21 protein-coding genes are annotated in these 20,982 nt (G+C 41.1%); 15 read left to right on the top strand and 6 right to left on the bottom strand.

Annotated elements, in window-relative coordinates; all coding sequences use genetic code 11:
* Positions 1-6: 6 nt before the first annotated feature.
* From cobU to AN214_RS13085, 4 genes are all read left to right on the top strand, one after another.
* Entirely contained in the window at positions 7-531 is a 525-nt protein-coding gene (gene cobU / locus AN214_RS13100) for a bifunctional adenosylcobinamide kinase/adenosylcobinamide-phosphate guanylyltransferase (protein ID WP_054980121.1), read from the top strand.
* Positions 512-1,111: a histidine phosphatase family protein gene (locus AN214_RS13095; RefSeq protein ID WP_054980120.1), complete on the top strand. Its 600-nt coding sequence runs from the start codon at positions 512-514 to the stop codon at positions 1,109-1,111. The genes cobU and AN214_RS13095 overlap by 20 nt, the downstream gene beginning before the upstream one ends.
* A gap of 106 nt (positions 1,112-1,217) precedes the next feature.
* Positions 1,218-2,600, top strand: a complete 1,383-nt coding sequence (locus tag AN214_RS13090; protein ID WP_054980119.1) for an amidohydrolase — start codon at positions 1,218-1,220, stop codon at positions 2,598-2,600.
* A gap of 11 nt (positions 2,601-2,611) precedes the next feature.
* A complete protein-coding gene (locus AN214_RS13085; RefSeq protein WP_054980118.1) occupies positions 2,612-3,859 on the top strand; it encodes an amidohydrolase family protein in 1,248 nt (415 codons plus the stop codon).
* A 43-nt stretch (positions 3,860-3,902) separates the two neighbouring features.
* Here AN214_RS13085 and AN214_RS13080 read toward each other — a convergent pair whose 3' ends face one another.
* Entirely contained in the window at positions 3,903-4,343 is a 441-nt protein-coding gene (locus tag AN214_RS13080) for a DUF3010 family protein (protein WP_054980117.1), read from the bottom strand.
* 95 nt (positions 4,344-4,438) lie between these two features.
* Positions 4,439-5,359 (bottom strand): endonuclease/exonuclease/phosphatase family protein, encoded by a 921-nt coding sequence (locus AN214_RS13075; protein ID WP_054980116.1) that lies wholly within the window; start codon positions 5,357-5,359, stop codon positions 4,439-4,441.
* Positions 5,360-5,591: 232 nt separating this feature from the next.
* Between AN214_RS13075 and thrS the strand changes: the two genes are divergently transcribed.
* The 4 genes from thrS to rplT all read left to right on the top strand — a co-directional run bounded on the left by thrS (position 5,592) and on the right by rplT (position 8,869).
* The gene (thrS, locus tag AN214_RS13070) at positions 5,592-7,502 is read left to right on the top strand and encodes a threonine--tRNA ligase (protein ID WP_054980115.1); all 1,911 of its coding nucleotides are present in this window, start codon (positions 5,592-5,594) and stop codon (positions 7,500-7,502) included.
* A gap of 77 nt (positions 7,503-7,579) precedes the next feature.
* Positions 7,580-8,122, top strand: a complete 543-nt coding sequence (gene infC / locus AN214_RS13065) for a translation initiation factor IF-3 (protein ID WP_082428570.1) — start codon at positions 7,580-7,582, stop codon at positions 8,120-8,122.
* A gap of 171 nt (positions 8,123-8,293) precedes the next feature.
* Complete coding sequence (gene rpmI, locus AN214_RS13060; RefSeq protein ID WP_010560234.1) at positions 8,294-8,494, top strand: 50S ribosomal protein L35; 201 nt, start codon at positions 8,294-8,296, stop codon at positions 8,492-8,494.
* A gap of 15 nt (positions 8,495-8,509) precedes the next feature.
* Positions 8,510-8,869: a 50S ribosomal protein L20 gene (rplT, locus tag AN214_RS13055; RefSeq protein ID WP_054980113.1), complete on the top strand. Its 360-nt coding sequence runs from the start codon at positions 8,510-8,512 to the stop codon at positions 8,867-8,869.
* A 273-nt stretch (positions 8,870-9,142) separates the two neighbouring features.
* Here the strand turns inward: rplT and AN214_RS13050 are convergent, their stop codons facing one another.
* Complete coding sequence (locus AN214_RS13050; protein WP_054980112.1) at positions 9,143-9,970, bottom strand: SDR family oxidoreductase; 828 nt, start codon at positions 9,968-9,970, stop codon at positions 9,143-9,145.
* 106 nt (positions 9,971-10,076) lie between these two features.
* Here AN214_RS13050 and AN214_RS13045 point away from each other — a divergent pair, with 106 nt between their 5' ends.
* The 6 genes from AN214_RS13045 (at position 10,077) to AN214_RS13020 (ending at position 17,088) form a co-directional block, all read left to right on the top strand.
* Positions 10,077-11,834 carry a M14 family metallopeptidase gene (locus tag AN214_RS13045; protein WP_054980154.1) on the top strand — a complete coding sequence of 586 codons (1,758 nt, stop codon included), beginning with the start codon at positions 10,077-10,079 and terminating at the stop codon, positions 11,832-11,834.
* Positions 11,835-11,836: 2 nt separating this feature from the next.
* Positions 11,837-12,481, top strand: a complete 645-nt coding sequence (locus AN214_RS13040; RefSeq protein WP_054980153.1) for an MBL fold metallo-hydrolase — start codon at positions 11,837-11,839, stop codon at positions 12,479-12,481.
* A gap of 78 nt (positions 12,482-12,559) precedes the next feature.
* Complete coding sequence (locus tag AN214_RS13035) at positions 12,560-13,018, top strand: Lrp/AsnC family transcriptional regulator (RefSeq protein WP_054980111.1); 459 nt, start codon at positions 12,560-12,562, stop codon at positions 13,016-13,018.
* A gap of 200 nt (positions 13,019-13,218) precedes the next feature.
* Positions 13,219-14,775, top strand: a complete 1,557-nt coding sequence (locus tag AN214_RS13030; RefSeq protein WP_054980110.1) for a SulP family inorganic anion transporter — start codon at positions 13,219-13,221, stop codon at positions 14,773-14,775.
* A gap of 421 nt (positions 14,776-15,196) precedes the next feature.
* On the top strand, positions 15,197-16,261 hold the full coding sequence (locus AN214_RS13025; RefSeq protein ID WP_054980152.1) for a sensor histidine kinase: 1,065 nt from the start codon (positions 15,197-15,199) through the stop codon (positions 16,259-16,261).
* Between the two features lie 2 nt (positions 16,262-16,263).
* The gene (locus tag AN214_RS13020) at positions 16,264-17,088 is read left to right on the top strand and encodes a LytTR family DNA-binding domain-containing protein (RefSeq protein ID WP_010560227.1); all 825 of its coding nucleotides are present in this window, start codon (positions 16,264-16,266) and stop codon (positions 17,086-17,088) included.
* 141 nt (positions 17,089-17,229) lie between these two features.
* Here AN214_RS13020 and AN214_RS13015 read toward each other — a convergent pair whose 3' ends face one another.
* Positions 17,230-18,165, bottom strand: a complete 936-nt coding sequence (locus AN214_RS13015) for an NAD(P)-dependent alcohol dehydrogenase (RefSeq protein WP_054980109.1) — start codon at positions 18,163-18,165, stop codon at positions 17,230-17,232.
* Between the two features lie 113 nt (positions 18,166-18,278).
* Here AN214_RS13015 and AN214_RS13010 point away from each other — a divergent pair, with 113 nt between their 5' ends.
* On the top strand, positions 18,279-18,839 hold the full coding sequence (locus tag AN214_RS13010) for a TetR/AcrR family transcriptional regulator (RefSeq protein WP_054980108.1): 561 nt from the start codon (positions 18,279-18,281) through the stop codon (positions 18,837-18,839).
* A 76-nt stretch (positions 18,840-18,915) separates the two neighbouring features.
* Here AN214_RS13010 and AN214_RS13005 read toward each other — a convergent pair whose 3' ends face one another.
* A complete protein-coding gene (locus tag AN214_RS13005; protein ID WP_054980151.1) occupies positions 18,916-19,908 on the bottom strand; it encodes an ATP-dependent 6-phosphofructokinase in 993 nt (330 codons plus the stop codon).
* 134 nt (positions 19,909-20,042) lie between these two features.
* Positions 20,043-20,945 carry a tRNA 2-thiocytidine(32) synthetase TtcA gene (gene ttcA, locus AN214_RS13000; RefSeq protein ID WP_054980107.1) on the bottom strand — a complete coding sequence of 301 codons (903 nt, stop codon included), beginning with the start codon at positions 20,943-20,945 and terminating at the stop codon, positions 20,043-20,045.
* Positions 20,946-20,982 lie beyond the last annotated feature (37 nt).

Raw genomic sequence — 20,982 nt, 5'->3', positions numbered from 1 at the left:
CTTTTAATGAAGAAAAATTTAGTAATTGGTGGTGTGCGTTCTGGTAAATCCCGTTATGCCGAAAAAACAGCGCAAGAATACGCAACTCAGTTAGGACTTCCGGTTGTTTATATCGCAACTGCTGAAGCATTTGACGATGAAATGAAAAGCCGTATCGAGCGCCACAAACACACGCGCCCTAAGCAGTGGCAAACCATTGAAAGTGGGCCAAAACTAGTTGATTCATTGAATGCAATTGAAGAAACCTGCATTATACTTATCGATTGCTTAACGGTTTGGCTAAATAACTGTTTGTATTATCAACAAATTGATTGGCAAGAAGAAAAGCAGCGCTTTCTTGATTGGTTAGCGCGAACTAAGCATGCTGTGATTATGGTAAGTAATGAAGTGGGGTTTTCGATAACCCCCGATAATGCATTAGCGCGCCAATTTGCCGATGAGCAAGGTTGGTTAAACCAAGATGTTGCGCGTATTGCAAGCACGGTTACGTTTACCATTGCAGGGATCCCTCATGAGCTCAAACACGACTAATATTTACTTACTACGTCATGGATTACCTGAGGGTGATAAATGTTTACGTGGTTTGACGGATTTTGCGATCACCGAACAAGGACTTTCACAAATGCAGCAGGCAAGCGATGGGCTAACTATCGATGCCGTTGTAAGTTCGCCACTTAAACGTTGTTGTCACTTTGCTAAAACCTACGCCGATGACAAAAATCTCAGTTTTGAAACGATGAGTGATTTTGCTGAAATGGACTTTGGCGATTGGGATGGCAAACTATTTAGCGAATTATTTGAGCACCATAACAGCCAAATTATGGCATTTTTTAAATCCCCATATTCAGTATCACCTCCTAATGGCGAGACCATGGTGGCGTTTAATCAACGTGTAATCACAGCGTTTAAATTTGTCTGTCAGCAGTATCAAGCAAAGAATCTATTACTGGTAAGTCACGCAGGTGTTATGCGCGAAATTCTACAGTTAGTGCTCGGCGTTCAGCAACCCGATGGGCAGTTTCACCAATCTATTGATTTAGCCTACGCTAGTTTGTTAAAAATTAGCGTGATAAATGACAAGGGCGACTATTTTTACCGATTACATTTGTAGCGTTTACATTTGTTTATAGCAAATAAGCGGGTGTTTACCGTAAAAATGTGCAATTGCGGCTTTTATTCGCTACATTTGAGCAGTATTTTTTCGGAGAATAACAATAATGCAAAGATTTATCCCTTCTGCGTTAGTTGTTGCTATGTCACTGGGGCTGGCAGCTTGTATTAAACAAGCACCACAAGGTGAGCACGTTTCAATTAACAAAAATCCATACCCGAGTACTTATCAACCTTATGAAAGTACAGAATTACTGATTAAGAATGCTACCGTATTAACTGGTACTGGCGAACGTCTTGATAATGCAGATGTATTGATCTTAAATGGCCAAATTTCAAAAGTAGGCGAAAATTTAAGTCATGCAAGTGCACGCGTAATTGACGCTAACGGCAAGTGGGTTACTCCGGGTATTATTGATGTGCACTCGCATTTAGGTGCATACCCAAGCCCGTCGGTTGAATCGCACCAAGACGGCAATGAAATGACTAGCCCGAATACCGCTTACGTATGGGTTGAACACTCAATCTGGCCACAAGATCCTGGTTTTAATACTGCCCGTGCTGGTGGTATTACATCACTGCAAATTTTACCAGGCTCAGCTAATTTATTTGGCGGTCGCGGCGTAACGCTTAAAAACGTGCCAGCGCACACCATGCAAGCAATGAAATTCCCAGATGCACCTTATGGTTTAAAAATGGCATGTGGTGAGAACCCGAAACGCGTATATGGTAGCCGCAAAGAGTCACCAGCAACACGTATGGGTAACATGGCTGGCTATCGCAGCGCATGGGCTGAAGCGACAGAATACAAACTTGCGTGGGAAAAATACGATCGCGAGCATAAGTTAGGCTTAACCGTCGATGCACCTGAGCGTGATATTAAACTAGATACGCTACGTGGCGTGTTAGATGGCGAGATCATGATCCATAACCACTGCTACAAAGCAGAAGAAATGGCGATGATGATTGACCTATCGGAAGAGTTCGGTTACCACGCAGGTACTTTCCACCACGGTATTGAAGCATACAAAATCGCAGACTTACTAGCAGATAACGGCAGCTGTGCTGCACTTTGGCCTGATTGGTGGGGCTTTAAGATGGAAGCTTACGACATGGTGCAAGAAAACATTGCCATTGTTGATGCGGTTAAAAATTCATGTGCCATCGTTCACTCAGATTCAGACACAACAATTCAGCGTCTAAACCAAGAAGCGGCAAAAGTAATGTACCGCGCTAATGAAAATGGTTTTGATATTAAAGAAGAGCATGCAATCCGTTGGATCACGCAAAATGCCGCGAAATCGCTGGGTGTTGAAGATAAAGTGGGTAGCCTAGAAGCGGGCAAGCAAGCGGATGTTGTTATTTGGAATCAAAGTCCTTTTAGTGTTTATGCACAGGCAGAGCAAGTATTTATCGACGGCGCAAAAGTATATGACCGCAACGATGATAAATACCAAGCGAAAAGCGACTTTATGTTAGGCCAGCAATAAGGAATACAGTGATGAAATTATTTAAACAGACCTTACTTGCTGCAGCGGTGTTAAGTTCAGCAGGCGCAATGGCGCAAACAACTGCAATTATTAACGCACAAATCCATACTGCATCTGAGCAAGGTGTTATTAAAAATGGTAGTGTGATCATTGAAGACGGCAAAATCAAAGCCATTACTACTGACGCAGCAACCGCAGATGTGATTATTGATGCACAAGGTAAAATTGTAACGCCTGGTTTTATTGGCAGCATGAACCAACTTGGTTTAGTTGAAGTTGGCGCCGTTGCTTCATCGCGTGATGGCAACGAGAAAAAAGGTGGTATTACCTTTGATCCATCACTTGCGTTTAACCCAAAATCAACACTGATTGCGTATGCACGTAAAGGCGGGATCACTCGTGATGTTATTGCGCCAAGCTGGGGTGAAAGTCCATTTGTTGGTTTAAGCTCAACGGTTAATTTAAGCGGCGAGTTTGGAACGAGTGTGGTTGATAGCCAAAATGCCATTATTGTTAATTTAGGCGGCACTAAAGATGGTTCACGTGCAGCGTCTTTAAGCGAATTTATCGATACGCTAGAAGAGCAGCAAACGAAAATTGCGAAAGCAAAAAAGTCTGACAAAAAAGATGATAAAGCCGAGCTTTCTAAAAAAGAAAAGCTATTAACAGCGGCATTAAACGGCGAAAAACCTGTTGTGGTGCGTGTGTCACGTGCACAAGACATGCTTGAGCTAATTAAAGTAAAAGAGCGCTTTGGTATCGATTTAGTGATTTCAGGCGCGGAAGATGCATTGCCAATCAAAGCAGAACTGGCAGCAGCTAAGGTACCGGTTATTTTAAGTGCGATGGCGAATTTACCGGGTGATTTTGATTCGTTAAATGCGTCACTTGAGACTGCAGGCGAGTTAGAAAAAGCCGGCGTGCTGGTGGCACTTACCATTGCAGGTGATAGCAGCCACAATGTGTATCAACTGCGTTATGATGCAGGTAATGCAATTGCCAATGGCATGAGCCGAGAAGGCGCTTTAAAAGCAATTACGAGTAATGTTGCTGACATCTTTAATATTGAAGATGCAGGTAGCATTGAAGTTGGCAAGGCGGCAGATTTAGCGGTATGGTCGGCAGACCCATTCGAATTCAGCACTACACTTGAAAAAGTGATGATTAATGGTATTGAAGTATCGACTGAGGCGCGTCACGATAAATTACGTGACCGCTATATGGCTGAAACCAATATGCCACGAGCTTACACTAAGTAAACACAAGCACATTTAAAAAGGCGCCAATTGGCGCCTTTTTTACTCAAGCTTTATTATAAGTACGGTGTGTTAGGTCTATGTAGGCTGTAACAAATGCTGTTTCTTGAAACTTTTTAAGGCCGGTATCTTCAAAGTCAATTGGCAGCGGGTTTTTCTTCAGCTGTTCTTTCATTGCCGTTGGGTTTAGTAATACCACACGTATACCGTCAATTAGTTGCAGTGCTGCTTCAATTTTAAAGCCTTGTGGGCTACCTGCAAATTTACCTTTTTGTTGGCGCTCTTTGATGGCAATGCTATCAACTTGGTAATCTTGCATTAGTTTTGCAAAATCAAACTGAAATTTACGGATACCTTCTGCATCATCGCTTTTTGGTAATACAAAACGGGTTTGACGCACATCACGAATATCAAATACGTCGTTGTCTTTTGCTAATACACAAATTAAGGCTTCAGAGCCTTTAATTTCAACACCACATGTTCTCATTGGGGCATTCCTAACTAAAAATTTTCGTTAGTTTACCACAGGCCTTATAAATAACATTAGTGTGTTCAGATAAATTACGATGATTAAGGGCGTTGTTAGGAAAGGGTAATACAGACCATTGCATGATCGGTTGTTACGTTGATTTCGTCTTGGCTGATGTGCTCGTCTTGCACCTTGAAATCAAGTGTATTCAAATTAAGTTCACTTAAAATCGATTCAGGGCAAACGATGTAGTCGAGCACGCTGCCTTTGCCATAATAATAGTGAGTCGGCTTACGGGTTTGTAATTGGCTCAAATAGAAGCTGTCGAGTAGTTTCAAATCGCCATCTAAGTCTTGTTTAAATTCAGTTTCTTCGGTAAAAAATGCTAAGTTCGATTGCACCGCTTGTTGATTAAAATCTCCCATAATAAAACTGGGAAGTGGGTGTTTAAGTTGTTGGCTAATAAAATCAAAATATAGTGCCATGGCTTCATCTGCACGTTGTTTATCAGATAGTATTCGGCCAATATGGGCAATTGCGACAGGCGAGATTTCGTCTGCATTAGGCAGTTCGTCGGCGATATCGGTAGCGCGCTTTGATTTTAAATGTGTGCCGTATAAGCGAATGTGACCATATTCAGGATGAGTGATTTCACAATTAATAATTTCACGTGATAGTGCCGACATTTTTAAAAACGGCGGCACATCAATACGCCTGACATTGGTAATTGGAAATCGCGATGCAATTAAAACAATTGGACGCTTATATAAATAAGGATTGTGTTCATCGAGCGCAGGTTCATCGCAAATCGCAAAGTGGGGAAGCTCGCATTGGGCGCTGAGTTCAGTTAATGCGCATACTGAGAACACTTCTTGAAAACAAATGACATCAGGGCGGGTGTTTAATAACAACTGACTCAGCCATGCTTCTTTTTGTTGCCATTGCGCTTTAGTGTAGGTCGATTCGAAATCATAAAAGCTGTAAGGTGGCTTGCAGTAATTGCATAAATTTAGAGAGGCTATGGTCAGTGACATTGTCTTTACTTCGCTTGCTGATTACCTCTAAGTATGTGTGATTTGGAAAATTAGTCAATCGGCTCGGTTTCTCCTTGTAATTCATAATTTGCTAGTTAAAATAACTGTTTTACTTTCATGAGCCGAGTATTTAAGTAACCACACTTATTGTAAAAGTGTTTTGAATGCTGGACTCAATTTATTAACTGCATGTGATGCATTGTAGGCATCACCACTGTAGCAAGGACAAAACATGCCAATTATTACTCTTCCAGATGGCTCACAACGAGCATTTGATAACCCTGTTTCTGTATTAGACGTTGCACTAGACATCGGCCCTGGCTTAGCTAAAGCAACCATCGCTGGTCGCATTAACGGTGAGCGCGTAGATGCATGCCAGCTAATTACCGAAGACAGCCAGCTGGAAATCATTACCGCAAAAGATGACGATGGTTTAGAAATTATCCGTCACTCATGTGCTCACCTGTTAGGTCATGCAATTAAGCAGCTTTACCCTGATGTTAAAATGGCGATTGGTCCAACAATCGACAACGGTTTTTACTACGACATCGATATGGAGCACTCATTAACAGCGGAAGATCTAGAAAAACTAGAAAAGCGTATGTTAGAACTTGCGAAAACAAATTACGACGTTGTTAAAAAGGTTGTTACTTGGCAAGAAGCACGCGATGCATTTGAAGCACGTGGTGAAACGTACAAGATGGAAATCTTAGACGAAAACATCAGCCGTGATGACACACCGGGTCTATACCACCATGAAGAATACATTGATATGTGTCGTGGTCCACACGTACCTAATATGAAGTTCTGTCAGCACTTTAAAATTATGAAAGTGGCAGGTGCATACTGGCGCGGTGATTCAGACAACAAAATGCTACAACGTGTTTATGGCACAGCGTGGGCAGATAAAAAACAATTAAAAGCGTACTTAAAGCGTCTTGAAGAAGCAGAAAAACGTGATCACCGTAAAATTGGTAAAGCACTTGATTTATGGCATTGGCAAGAAGAAGCGCCAGGCATGGTGTTCTGGCACAATGACGGCTGGAGCATTTACCGCGAACTAGAAGACTTTGTGCGTGAGAAACTGCGTGAATATAAGTACGAAGAAGTTAAAGGCCCATTAATGATGGACCGTGTACTTTGGGAAAAATCAGGTCACTGGGATAAATATGGCGATGCGATGTTTACCACTGAATCTGAAAAGCGCGAATATGCAATTAAGCCAATGAACTGCCCAGGCCATGTTCAGATCTTTAACCAAGGGTTAAAATCATACCGTGATTTACCACTTCGTATGGCTGAATTTGGTTGTTGTCACCGTAACGAACCATCGGGTGCACTACATGGCCTAATGCGTGTACGTGGCTTTACGCAAGACGATGCGCACGTATTCTGTACAGAAGAGCAGGTGATGGAAGAAGTATCATCGTGTATCAAGATGGTATACGACACATACGAAACATTCGGCTTTGAAAAAATCGTTGTAAAACTTTCAACGCGTCCGGAAAAACGCATTGGTGAAGACGAAATGTGGGACAAGTCAGAAAAAGCACTGGCTGATGCACTTGATGCAAATGGTATTGCGTTTGAATACCTACCAGGTGAAGGTGCATTCTACGGTCCGAAAATTGAATTCACATTATACGACTGTTTAGAGCGTGCGTGGCAATGTGGTACGGTTCAGTTAGACTTTGCATTACCAGGTCGTTTAGGTGCAACTTATGTTGCAGAAAATAACGAACGTAAAACGCCAGTAATGATCCACCGTGCGATTTTAGGTTCAATTGAGCGTTTCATCGGAATTCTAACTGAAGAATATGCGGGATTATTCCCAACTTGGTTAGCACCAAAACAGGTTGTGGTAATGAATATTACCGATAAACAGTCTGAATATGTGACAGAAGTTGTAGAAAAATTGAATAATCTTGGATTTAGAGCCTGTGCTGACTTGAGAAATGAGAAGATAGGCTTTAAAATTCGTGAGCATACTTTAAAGCGTATTCCGTATTTACTAGTTGTTGGTGATAAAGAAGTAGAACAACAAGAACTAGCAGTTAGAACACGTACTGGTGAAGACCTTGGCAAGTTATCAGTTGATGACTTTATTGCTAAGCTTGCTGAAGAAGTTAAAAATAGAAAATAAAATAGTGCAAGGTGTGTATAAATAATGTACATTACGCACCTTGTTTTTAAACTTGGTATTTCGTGGAGGAATGAACCATTAGAGGCGGAAAAAAGGGCCCAGCGGCTCAAAAAAATCGTATCAACGAAGAAATTACAGCAAAAGAAGTCCGTTTAGTTGGCTTTGATGGTGAGCCATTAGGTGTAGTTAGCTTGCAAGAAGCATTTGACAAAGCCGATGCAGCTGGTGTTGATTTAGTTGAAATTAGCCCAAATGCAGAGCCACCTGTTTGTAAAGTGATGGATTTCGGTAAGTTCATCTTTGAGAAAAGCAAGGCACAAAAAGAACAAAAGAAAAAGCAGAAGCAGATCCAGATTAAGGAAATTAAATTCCGTCCAGGTACTGACATCGGTGATTATCAAGTTAAATTACGCAATTTAACTAAGTTCTTAGAAGCGGGCGATAAAGCAAAAGTTACTATTCGTTTCCGTGGTCGTGAAATGGCGCACCAAGAAATCGGTATTGATTTATTAAACCGCATTAAAGACGATTTACAAGACATCGCTCAAGTTGAGTCTTTCCCTAGAAAAGTGGAAGGCCGTCAAATGATTATGATGTTATCACCAATTGCTAAAAAGTAATGGTGCAAAGATAAACTAGGTATAAAGAGAGGCTTTTAGCCTCCACCTTGTTTAGCCGGTTAAAGTGAAATTTATTTCCACCGGTAATTGGTAGTAAGTTAGGCCTGCAAAGTGAATGTAAATTCCGCCTACTTGCTGAATATTAAAGCAATATCAATTGGAGTTATTGCAATGGGCTATAAATTAAAAAGCCACAGAGGTGCTGCAAAGCGCTTCAAAAAGACTGCTTCAGGCGGTTTCAAGCGTAAACAAGCGCACTTACGTCACATTCTGACTAAGAAATCTTCTAAGCGTAAGCTTCACTTACGTCCTAAGGCTATGGTTCATAAGAACGATATCGGCCTTATCAACCGTATGTTACCATTCGCTTAATAGGGGTTTTTAGTCATGGCAAGAGTTAAACGCGGTGTTATCGCACGTGCACGTCACAAGAAAGTTTTAAAGCAAGCTAAAGGTTACTACGGAGCACGTTCACGTGTTTATCGCGTAGCGTTCCAAGCAGTAACTAAAGCAGGTCAATACGCTTACCGCGACCGTCGCGCTAAGAAACGTACTTTCCGTCAATTATGGATTGCACGTATCAACGCGGCAGCACGTCAGAACGGTCTATCTTACAGCCGTTTCATTAACGGTCTTAAGAGGTCATCTGTTGAAATCGATCGTAAGATCCTTGCAGATATCGCTGTATACGACCAAGTAGCTTTCGCAGCACTAGTTGCTAAAGCAAAAGAAGGTCTAGCTGCTTAATCTTTGATTAAAACGCTTTACAGATTTAAAGGGAGCTTATGCTCCCTTTTTTAATGCTTAGTTCTTGATGAGGAATTGTTTTTAGCAATTCGTCCATGAAGCTGGGTTACATCGGTCATCCTTGACCTCACCTCATTGCACTGCAAGACTTCGGTTACTTCAGGCATCCTGCCTTACACCCTCTGGGCCAGTATTACTGTTCAATAATATTCCCGATATTATTGTGGTTACAATTCGCCTGAACCCTGAACCCTGAACCCTGAACCCCGACACCTATCTCGACTTGGTTAAAATGCTGTCCATTAAGCGGGTCGATAAGATACGTTTTAAATAGCCAAATAGATATGTAGGGAAGGTCACGTAGTAGCGTGGTTTTGCCCGTTTTGCTTCAATGGCATGTAACAGTTTTTTATAAACAGCTTCTGGGCCAAGTGTAAATGGTTGCGCTTTACCTTTTACTTCAAGACGTGCCTGTTGTTTTAAATAGTTTTCATGGTGTGGGCTGTTTTCAGCATCGATATTAGCACTAAAAAATGCGGCTAATGCGTTGTCTCTAAATTTCGATTCAATTGGCCCAGGCTCAATTAAACTAACCTGAATATTGGTATCTGATAGCTCTTGGCGTAGTGTGTCAGTTAAGCCTTCTAGTGCAAATTTACTGGCGTTATAGGCACCACGATAGGGTAAAGTCACTAAACCTAGCACAGACGAGTTTTGAATAATGCGACCTTGGCCACGCTCACGCATATGTTTTATGGCAAGGCAGGTTAAATGGTGCCAGCCAAATACGTTTGTTTCAAATTGGGTTTTCAGTGCATGTGTTGGCAAGTCTTCTACTGCGCCCGGTTGGCCATATGCACCGTTATTAAATAGCACATCAATATGACCAAGAATATCGAGCGCTTGGCGATAACCACTCTCAATACTGGCTTCATTCGCGAGGTCAAGTTGGACACTGTGAATACCTTCTTGTTGTAGGCGCGCAACGTCTTCTAATTTACGGCAACTTGCGACGACCTTATAGCCGCATTCAACGAGTGCTTTTGCACAGTAATAGCCAATGCCACTTGAACTACCTGTTATTAGTACTGTTTTAGTCATATGTTCTGATTTTAAAGAATAATTGGCTCTACCTTAACGCGTTCAATTGCAAATTCAAGTTAATTTGATTACCGTAAAGCCAAATTATTATAAAGAAATAACACGCATGTTTTTAAACGCTTTATTACTGACTGCGAGCCTTTCTGCAGTTGACCACTTACCGCCACTTACAGCGTGGCAAGGGCAAAGTGAACGCCTATTACAACCAACCAATCCACTGGCAACACAATTTGAACGTTCAGGTGGTATCGAGTCCCCCAATTATCACGATACCATGGTGTATCTCGATAAACTGGTTGAGGCAAATAGTAAGCAGTTTAAAATCGAGTCGATTGGTACCAGTGATGCTGGTCGCGCAATAAAAATGCTTATCGCCAGTGAAACTGGTCAAATCGATAAGAATAAAGCAACTATTTTGCTACAAGCAGGTATTCACTCTGGTGAAATAGATGGCAAAGATGCCACCTTTATGTTGCTTCGCGATATTGCTCAAGGGCAGCGAAATGATATTTTAAAACGCGTAAATTTACTGTTTATTCCTATTTTAAATGTCGATGGACATGAAAATGCGAGCCGCTTTAACCGCATTAATCAGCGTGGCCCTGAGGTCATGGGGTTTCGTACTAATGGTCGCAATTTAAATCTCAACCGAGATTATACTAAACTTGAAACCCCTGGCGTTCAGGCGGTGATGCGAGTGATTAATCAGTATCAACCGGATATGTATGTCGATATGCATGTAACTGATGGTGCGGATTATCAGTATGATATTACCTACGGCTCAACACCAAGTTTTGCCTCAGAATCGCCAAAAATTGCCACGTTTATTGAAGATAAAATCAATCCTGTAATTGACGCTAAGTTGTCACGTTTTGGCCATATTCCAGGCCCACTGGTGTTTGTTATGAATAAGCGTGAAATGAGCGAAGGGTTAGCAGGTTGGGTTGCAACGCCGCGCTATTCTAATGGCTGGGGTGATATTACTAATTTACCAACCATTTTATTAGAGAATCATTCATTAAAACCATACAAACAACGTGTACTTGGCACTTATGTATTTTTAGATGGTGTGATTGACGCCGTTTCAAATAATTTGAGCAAGTTACGCCGCACTGTGAAAATTGAAAAAGACTTTATGCCGCGTGAATTAGTCGTTGCCCGTAGTTATAGCAAGGTGCCGGTAAATATTGACTTTTTGGGTATTGAATATGAAAAGTACTTCAGCGAATTAAGCGCTCAACAAGAAGTGCGTTACACCGGTAAAGCAAAAACGTACAAAGGGTTACCGGTTTTTTGGCGCAAAGAGGTGGTTGAAAAAGTGAAAGTGCCTGCCGCATATTATTTACCAAAAGCGTGGAGTAATATCGCAGCTAAATTACAGCAACATGGCATTAAGCTTGAGCGTGCCTATGGTGTTGTAAATAACTTAAAGGCAATTACGGTTACCGATCACACTTTTGCATCAACACCATTTGAAAGCAGACTGCAGGTATCGGGTCAATTTGATTATTCAAATGCCGCGAAAGTTGATTTAAGTAGCTATTACAAAATAAGTACCGCGCAGCCAAATGGTAAATTGGCGGTGCATTTACTGCAACCGGAAGCGGAAGACTCGTTCTTTAAGTGGGGCTTTTTTAATAGTATCTTTCAACGCACTGAATATTCAGAAAACTATGCGTTATTGCCGTTTGCAGAAAAAATGCTGGCAAATGACCCTGAATTAAAGCGCGCGTTTGACGAAAAGCTAGACAGCGATAGTGAGTTTAAAAACAGTGCGCAAAAACGTTTAGCGTGGCTGTACAGTAAAACCCCGTTTTATGATGGTGGCTACTTAAATTATCCCGTTTTAATTGAGTATGAGTGATTATGTTAGACGTTTTTACAAATCCTGTTACGCCGTTTGCACAAAATGCTAATTTATTAGTGTGTAAAACAACTAAACACGCTGCGATTATTGATCCCGGTGGAGATATTGAAAAGTTAATCGCGGCAATTAATAGTGCAAATGCCTCACTAAAAGCGATTTTATTAACACATGGTCATTTAGATCATGTTGGTGCTGCGAAGCAATTGGCCGAAACCTACGATGTTGACATTGTTGGTCCTCATTTAGGCGATAAGTTTTGGCTAGATGCATTGCCACGACAAAGTGAAATGTTTAACTTTCCGCTTGCTGAGGTGTTTACCCCTAATACCTGGCTAGGGGAAGGTGATACCTTTTCATTTGGTGAAATCACCCTAGAAGTGCGCTTTACCCCGGGGCATACGCCAGGTCACGTTATTTTTATTGAACATGACTCTAAACGGATATTCGTTGGTGATGTTTTGTTTAACGGTTCGGTAGGGCGCACTGATTTTCCAGGTGGCAATGCACAGCAGCTAAAGCAGTCGATTGAATCACAGATTTATTCGCTGCCAGAGGATTATACGGTTTACCCAGGTCATGGACCAACCACAACTGTAGGTCATGAAAAACGCACCAACCCATTTACCAGTGGTCGCTTTGGCTAAATTATTAATAAATCAGCAGACGCAAAGACTATTGTATAGTATTATTTAACCATTAATGTGTAAATTTAAGAATAAGCTATGTCATTAAACCAAGTAGATCGTCAAATACTCGCATTGATTCAAAAAGACGCGAGCTTATCAACGGCAGAGATTGCTGACAAAGTAGGGCTATCACAGTCTCCTTGTTGGCGTCGTATTTCTCGTTTAGAACAAGAAGGGTACATTAAAGGCAAGGTAGCGATTTTAGAGCCGAAAAAACTCGGTTTTGATATGTTGGTTTACGCGCATGTGCGCCTGTCTAGCCATGGTCGCACACAGCTAGCTGAATTTGAAGAACTTATTCAAAGTTATGATGAAGTAACTGAGTGTTACACCATGGCAGGCACCATGGACTTTATGCTTCGTATTATTTCAAAAGGCATTGAAGGCTATGAGCAGTTTGTGCGTGATAAATTACTCAGTTTAGATTACGTTCAAGAAGTACACTCGAACGTAACCATGACCTGCGTAAAACGCTCAACTTCGTTGCCTTTATAATTTCGAGTTATTGAGCACTACAACGGGGCTCATAGTTAACGACATTTATATTTAAACCGCCTTTAGGCGGTTTTTTTTTGTGAAATTTAATAAATTGTTATAAATCGTCGATTCTGCTAAACTTCGCGCCCTCAAAATAGACTAAAATAAACGCATTACAGCAAGTTTTGCTCAATGTTGTGCTACTCAATGGGAGATCCATGTTTAACTTATTATCTAGAGCCCCTAAATCGGCAAAGAACGATATTCTGTCTGGTTTAACCGTCGCACTAGCCCTTGTGCCAGAAGCGGTGGCTTTCGCATTTGTTGCGCACGTAGAACCTTTGGTTGGCTTGTATGCAGCATTTATTGTTGGTCTAATTACTGCTGTTTTTGGTGGTCGCCCAGGTATGATTTCAGGTGCAACGGGTGCACTTGCAGTTGTTATGGTAAGCCTAGTTGTGACCCACGGTGTAGAGTATTTATTTGCAACAGTACTCTTGATGGGGATTTTACAGATCCTAGCTGGTGTACTGAAGCTTGGTAAGTTTATCCGCATGGTACCGCATCCAGTAATGCTCGGGTTTGTTAACGGTTTAGCGATTGTGATTTTCTTAGCACAGCTCGGGCAATTTAAAGCGCCTGATGCTAATGGTGAGATGCAATGGATGACTGGTGAGCCAATGTTTATTATGGCGGGCCTTGTTGCATTAACCATGGCGATTATTCATTTCTTACCAAAACTCACATCTGCAATTCCTTCATCACTTGCGGCAATTGTTGTCGTAACTGGTTTGGTGCTTGGTTTAGATTTAGAAGCACGTACAGTTGTTGATTTCTTAAAAGATATGACAGGTGACGTAAACGCGACGATGGCAGGCGGCTTACCTGAATTCCATATTCCAAATGTGCCTATGACACTCGAAACCCTGTCGATTATTTTACCGTACGCCTTAGTACTTGCGGCAATTGGTTTAATTGAGTCGCTATTAACGCTGACCTTAATTGACGAAATTACTGAAACACGTGGTAACGGTAACCAAGAATGTATTGGCCAAGGTGCAGCAAACGTAACATGTGGTTTCTTTGGTGCGATGGGGGGTTGTGCGATGATTGGTCAGTCAATGATCAACATTAACTCAGGTGGTCGCTCACGTCTATCAGGTATTACAGCAGCAGTTATGCTACTGATGTTTATTTTGTTTGCAGCCAGCCTAATTGAAATGATCCCGCTTGCAGCGCTTGTCGGCGTAATGTTTATGGTAGTACTTGGCACATTTGAATGGTCAAGCTTGCGTATTATGAAAAAGGTGCCTAAGACAGACGCGTTTGTGATTGTGTTAGTATCGGGTGTTACTGTAGTAACAGACCTTGCCGTAGCGGTATGTGTAGGTGTGATTGTGTCTGCATTAGTGTTTGCTTGGGAACACGCAAAACATATTTATACGACGTCTTACATCGATGAAAACGGCTCTAAAGTATATGAGTTGCACGGCCCGGTATTCTTTGGCTCAGTTAAAAACTTCTTAGAGTTATTTGATGTTAAAAATGACCCAGCGGATGTGATTGTTGAGTTTAAGCACAGCCGTGTTGCTGATCACAGCGCCATTGAAGCGATAGACAGTCTTGCTGAGCGTTACGCAAAGCAAGGTAAAAAACTACACTTGCGTCATGTTTCTAAAGACTGTCAAAAATTATTGTCTCGCGCAAAAGACTTAGTCGAAGTTAACGTAATTGAAGATCCAACCTATAAAGTTGCGTCTGATAAATTAGGTTAATTTAGAAACCCTAGGGTCTGTTGACCTTTGCTGTTCTATTTTTGTTCTTTTTGAGCGTGCTTTTATCGCGGCGCTCGATGTGTGGCTTAGCAATCTAAGCGAATATCGAGCAACAATGAGAAAAGTGCGCTCAAAAGAACCGTTCGGCAGCGCTTGATTGGGTTTTCTACTGTGTTATCGGCTGGCTCACATAGACTAACTATGCCACGCAGCCTCTGCCTTGTATAAACCCCAATCAAACTGCTGCAAAAACGAACTTGAAAGGTCAACAGACCCTTGAAAGCTGGCTTCTGCCAGCTTTTTTTATGGCAAATTGCAACTGCCTTGCGATGAGTTGCATGGAAAGCAAGGTAGCTGTCAGTGCCTTTCTGGCCCACATTCTTATAATAAGAGATATCAAGGATACATGAATTTAAGAATTTTGAACTGGCAAAGACTAGTAGAAGACAGACAAAAGTTTTTTTGGGTATTACAAATAGCCGGCTGGATTGGTTATGCCCTTGTAAACTATATTGGTTCACGTGTTTTCGAAATGCGCGACATCTACGTATTTGTTATTGTGCTAAATGCCTATGCAGGATGCTTGTTAACGATCCCTCTGCGTTATTTATATCGTAAGATTTGGAATGCCAAGCCGCTATTTTTAATTTTTGTGGTATTTGTTGCCTCGTACATTGTTGGTACATCTTGGTCAGTTATTCAAAAATTTAACTTGTGGGAAATTTATCGTCACGGTTATCGCCCCGATGAATGGTTTTACTATTTCAAACAAGGCCTAGATTCAGTTTATATTGTGCTGTGTTGGAGTGGTTTGTATTTTGGTATTAAATACTATCAACTACTACAAGGCGAAAAGCAAAAGGCTTTAAAAGCGAATACCATGGCACATGAAGCGCAATTAAAAATGTTGCGTTATCAACTTAATCCACATTTCTTATTTAATACGCTTAACGCAATTTCGACGTTGATTTTGGTAGAAGAGAACAAAAACGCTAACCAGATGGTATCTAAGTTAAGTGAATTTTTACGTTATACCTTAAACACCGATCCGATTAAACGCGTCCCTTTTGAGCAAGAACTGCATGTTCTAGGGCTATACCTTGATATTGAAAAAGTACGCTTTGACGACCGCTTGAGCATTGAAATTGATGTAAGCGAGGAAGCAAAACATGCACTGGTACCCAGTATGATTTTGCAGCCCTTGATTGAAAACTCAATTAAGTACGCCATCGCCAATTTAGAAAGTGGCGGAGCAATCGCAATCAAGGCACAGGTGTTTGCTAACGAATTATTATTAGAAGTATCCGATAACGGTCCTGGTACGGATATCAGTGAGGGTGAATTAGTGAAAAGTTCAGGTGTCGGGCTTGCAAATACGCAAGATCGCTTAAAGACGCTTTACGAACATAACTATTCATTTGTATTATCTAACAATCAGCCGCAAGGTCTTGTTGTAAATATACGTATACCGTTTGAAAAAGGATAACCATGAACACAATAAAAACACTTATTGTTGATGACGAACCTCTCGCACGAAAGGGGTTATCAATAAGGTTAAGAGATTTCCCACAAATTGAAGTAGTGGGCCTTTGTAAAAACGGTGAAGAAGCGTTGGCGGAATGTAAACGTCAGCAAGTAGATCTAATGTTTTTAGATATACAAATGCCTGGGTTGTCGGGGTTAGAAGTTGTAAAACAACTGTCTGAATCGGCGTTAGGGATCCCAGCGATTGTATTTGTTACTGCATTTGACCAATACGCAGTGAAAGCATTTGAAATTCACGCATTAGACTACCTTCTTAAACCAGTAGACGACAACAGATTGAAGAAGGCGGTAGAAAAAGTGCAAACATATTTAAAATCACAAGAAGATACAAGCCATAAACGTAAACTTGCTAGCTTTGTTGCGGGTATTACGGGTAACAACTGTGAAGAAATTCTTAAAAAGCTTGCTGCTGGCGATAAACTAGAAGAAACCCGTTTCCCAGAGTCCATTGCGGTAAAAGAGCAGGGTGAAATTGTTCGTGTGCAGGTGAGTAGTATTCAATGGGTTGACGCCGCAGGCGACTACATGTGTTTACACTGTGCTGATGGTAAAACACATATTTTACGCAAAACCATGAAAGAGCTTGAAGCAGAACTTGATCCAAAAGAGTTCGTGCGCGTACACCGTAGCGCTATTGTAAATAGCAAGCAAATCAACAAGTTAGTGACGCAAGTAAGTGGTGAGTACTTGCTAGTACTAGAAAACGGTCAAGAATTAAAAGTAAGCCGCAGTTACCGCGATAAAGTAAAAGCCGCATTAGCGAGCTAATAAGTTGATAAATTGCTAGCATAAAGTATCTGTTGCGCATATCGAGCACCAGATACTTTATTCACGTGCTGTTGCCTCTTTTTCACTGTGGCAATTTAATCGCGATTGTTATATTTCACTTCTCAACGGCTAATTGCCACATTATTCGAAATTGAGCACAACGCGACCACATCGCCCTTTTTGTAAAAAACGTGAGATAGCACTTTGGTAGTCTTCGAAGAGAAACTCACTGTCAACACAGGTTTGAATTTCTCCTTGCGCGACCCAATTTACGATTTGTGTTAATTTTGTGCTATCACCTTTATCCACGTACAAGTATTTGGTTTTTTGCTTTCTAAATGCATTCATAACAAAACTTAAAAAGTGTTTGTTAGGCTCAGCAGGTATAAAGACCCCGTAACTTACTAGCAGGTGTTTTACTTGTTTATATAGTTTTGTATTGGATAAATCCAAAATAACGTCGTACTTTTCTTTTAAAGATTCTAAAGGGCTAGCGTGATAGTCGATTACATCATCGGCGCCAAGTGATTTTAAAAATTGCAGATGATTATCGCTAGTAAGCGCAGTCACGTTTGCACCAGTGCGCTTAGTAATTTGAATTGCATATACGCCAAGTCCGCCTGATGCACCGATTATAAGCACTTTGCTGTTACTCGTGAGATTAACTAACTCGTTAAGCGCAACATAACTTGTTAGTGCACCAAGCGCTAGGGCAGCTGCGTGTGAAAACGACAGGGTAGAGGGCATTTTTGCAATGTATTGCTCGTTTACACTAACAAATTCTTGGTGGGTTTTATCGCTCTTTAGCAGATTGACATAACCAAAAACCCTGTCTCCTTTTTTAAATGCTTGACCATCGGTTGCCACTAGGCCTGAAAACTCGATTCCCGTCTTAACTGTGTAGTTATTCCTTGCCAATTTAAGAAACAAATCATACTTTCCTTTCGCAAACTCCAAATCGATTAAGTTAATCGTTGTGCTTTTAACTTGAACGAGTACTTCTCCTTCACCAACCAGTGGCATGTTCAAATCGTGTTTAATTACTAATTGCCTATTTTCAGCGACAAGTCCTTTCATATTTCACCTTATATAATTATTAGGTCATTTGACCTATTGCTATATTTGGTCAGTCGACCTAAAATGTCAATGGTTGGTGTATTTAAAATTTTAAAGTTGGTAGATATCCCGTAATGACTAAACAAAACGACAAGAATAAAAAGATATTGCAGGTGGCAACTCAGCTATTAAAAAGTGAAGGTGATATGGGCCTGACGATGCGTAAAGTGGCGACCTCAGCAGGAATGTCGCTTAGTAACGTACAATATTATTACACCAACAAAAATGTCTTGCTTCAGGCGATAGCAGATCAATATTTTGATGAATGCGTAACTCAGTTAAAGCAACAAACTCCGCTTGAAAGCTTTGAAGAGTTACATTTATTTATAATATCTCAGCTTAATTACGCTCGAGAATTATCAGATATGTGTCGAATATTTAGAGAGTATTGGGCGATTTCAACACGAAATGACGCGATAAATGAATATTTACGCCGCTATTACGAAACCGTGTATACAGTTATATGCGATGTGTTAAGGCCACTAAGTCGTGATGATTGCACGCTTAAAAAGTCGGCAGCACTGCTTGTGTCATTTGTCGAAGGTTATTCGATAACAGGTAAATTTATGCCTGTTGATACTGAAAGCATAGCAAGTACTTTAGTAGAGGCTGCGCGTGGTAGTTTAACTAAGTAATAAGATGTGTCGCCCAGTAATTAAAGTGGTTACTGGGCGCGATGAATAAGACTTGGTAGGCCAAAGCTAATCGATTTTAATCTAAATTAAAGTTCAACTGGTTAAGGCGTCTGATAATTTTCTGGTTATAGGTATTGCTGTAACTGGTGGCGCTAAAGGCGGTTTCGGTGGCAGTGTTATTTAGCATGCCAACCATAATGTTGCTTTTATTCTCTTTTATCGCTTCAACCGCTGCGACACCTAGCTGAGTCGCGAGTACTCTGTCAGGCGCAACTGGGCTGCCACCACGTTGAATATACCCTAAAATTGCCGCCTTGCTGTCTACACCGGTATAGCGTTCGATTTTCTTACTTAAGTCATGCGCACTAAAGCTAAGCGAATTTTCCGCCATAACAATAATGTAGCTGTCGGTTCGATGGCTGCGAATGGCTTTATTGATGTTGACGAGGAGGTTATCAATAAACTGAACTTCATCTTCAATGATTTCTTTGCAAACAATATGTTCGGCACCAGAACCTATGGCGGACTCAACCGCTAAAAAGCCACAGTTTCGGCCCATTACTTCAACAATAAAAATACGCTCAAACGCGTTAGCGGTATCGCGAATTTTATCTATGCTGTCGAGTGCAGTTTCTACTGCGGTCCAAAATCCGATAGTTTGATCTGTACCGTTAATATCGTTATCTATGGTGCCTGGAATACCAATGATATTACCTTGCCACAGTTCGCTAATGGTTAAACAGCCTTTAAAGCTGCCATCACCACCAATCACGATTAATGCGTCGATGTTATTGCTTTCTAATGTCTCAACCACACGTTTAGGGCCGCTATTCTCATGCATTTCAGGGCAGCGTGCTGATTTTAAAATGGTACCGCCTTTACGAATAATATCGTCGACTTTATGGCAATCAAGGATAATAAAATGGTTGTCAATTAACCCGTTATAACCGCCGATAAAACCGAGTACCTGGTACTGACATTTCTCAGCTTGTAATGTTACAGCGCGAATTGCGGCATTCATGCCGGGCGCATCGCCGCCAGAAGTAATTAACGCAATTTTTTTAGACATAGTAACGCGAGCCATATTGAGGGCTGATAAACCAATACTAGTAAAAAATAGTATTAAATTAAATAGTTGTTTGATATGAAAAAGAAAAAAGGAAGCCGACGCTTCCTTTTATAAAGAGATAAGTAGCAAATTGATTAGAGTTGTATAACGTTCACGTCTTGTTCGTCAATTTCTAAACCAACGGGGACCGCAGGTACATCAGGTTTATCAAGGGCGATATCGCCTTCGTCAATGTGCGAATCTTTATTTAACTCAACAAAATTAAAGATTGATGGGTCCGCTAAATGCGATGGCACCACGTTTTGCATTGATGTAAAAATGGTTTCCACACGGCCTGGGTGGGTTTTATCCCATTCATTCAACATTGCTTTAATGTGCTTACGCTGTAAGTTTTCTTGCGAGCCACATAAGTTACACGGAATAATTGGGAATTCTTTTGCTTCAGCGTATTTTACAATGTCTTTCTCTTTACAGTAGGCAAGTGGGCGAATAACCATGTGCTGACCATCATCGCTTAATAGCTTTGCCGGCATGCCTTTTAATTTACCACCATAAAACATATTCAAGAACATGGTTTCAATCATGTCATCACGGTGGTGGCCAAGTGCGATTTTAGTTGCGCCCATTTCTTTTGCTGTACGGTATAAAATGCCACGACGTAAGCGTGAACACAGTGAGCAGGTGGTTTTACCTTCAGGAATTTTATCCTTTACGATGCTGTAGGTATCTTCTTCGACGATTTTATACTCAATACCCAGAGATTCGAGGTACTCAGGTAAAATATGTTCAGGGAAACCAGGTTGCTTTTGATCTAGGTTGATTGCAAATAGCTCAAAGTTAATCGGCGCAGAGCGTTGCAGGTTTTGCAAAATATCAAGCAGCGTATAGCTGTCTTTACCGCCTGATAAGCACACCATAATGCGGTCGCCATCTTCAATCATATTGAAGTCTGCAATTGCTTGACCAGTAAAACGACGAAGTCGTTTCTGTAACTTATTAAGGTTATATTTCGCTTTAGCTTCTGCTGAATGCGACATACAAATACGCCCCTAGAACAAATAAAGGGGCGTATTA

This window comes from Pseudoalteromonas sp. P1-9 (assembly GCF_001399975.1).
Taxonomy (GTDB): domain Bacteria; phylum Pseudomonadota; class Gammaproteobacteria; order Enterobacterales; family Alteromonadaceae; genus Pseudoalteromonas.
Note: the sequence above shows the minus strand (reverse complement) of the source record. Positions and strands in the feature narration are given on the sequence as shown.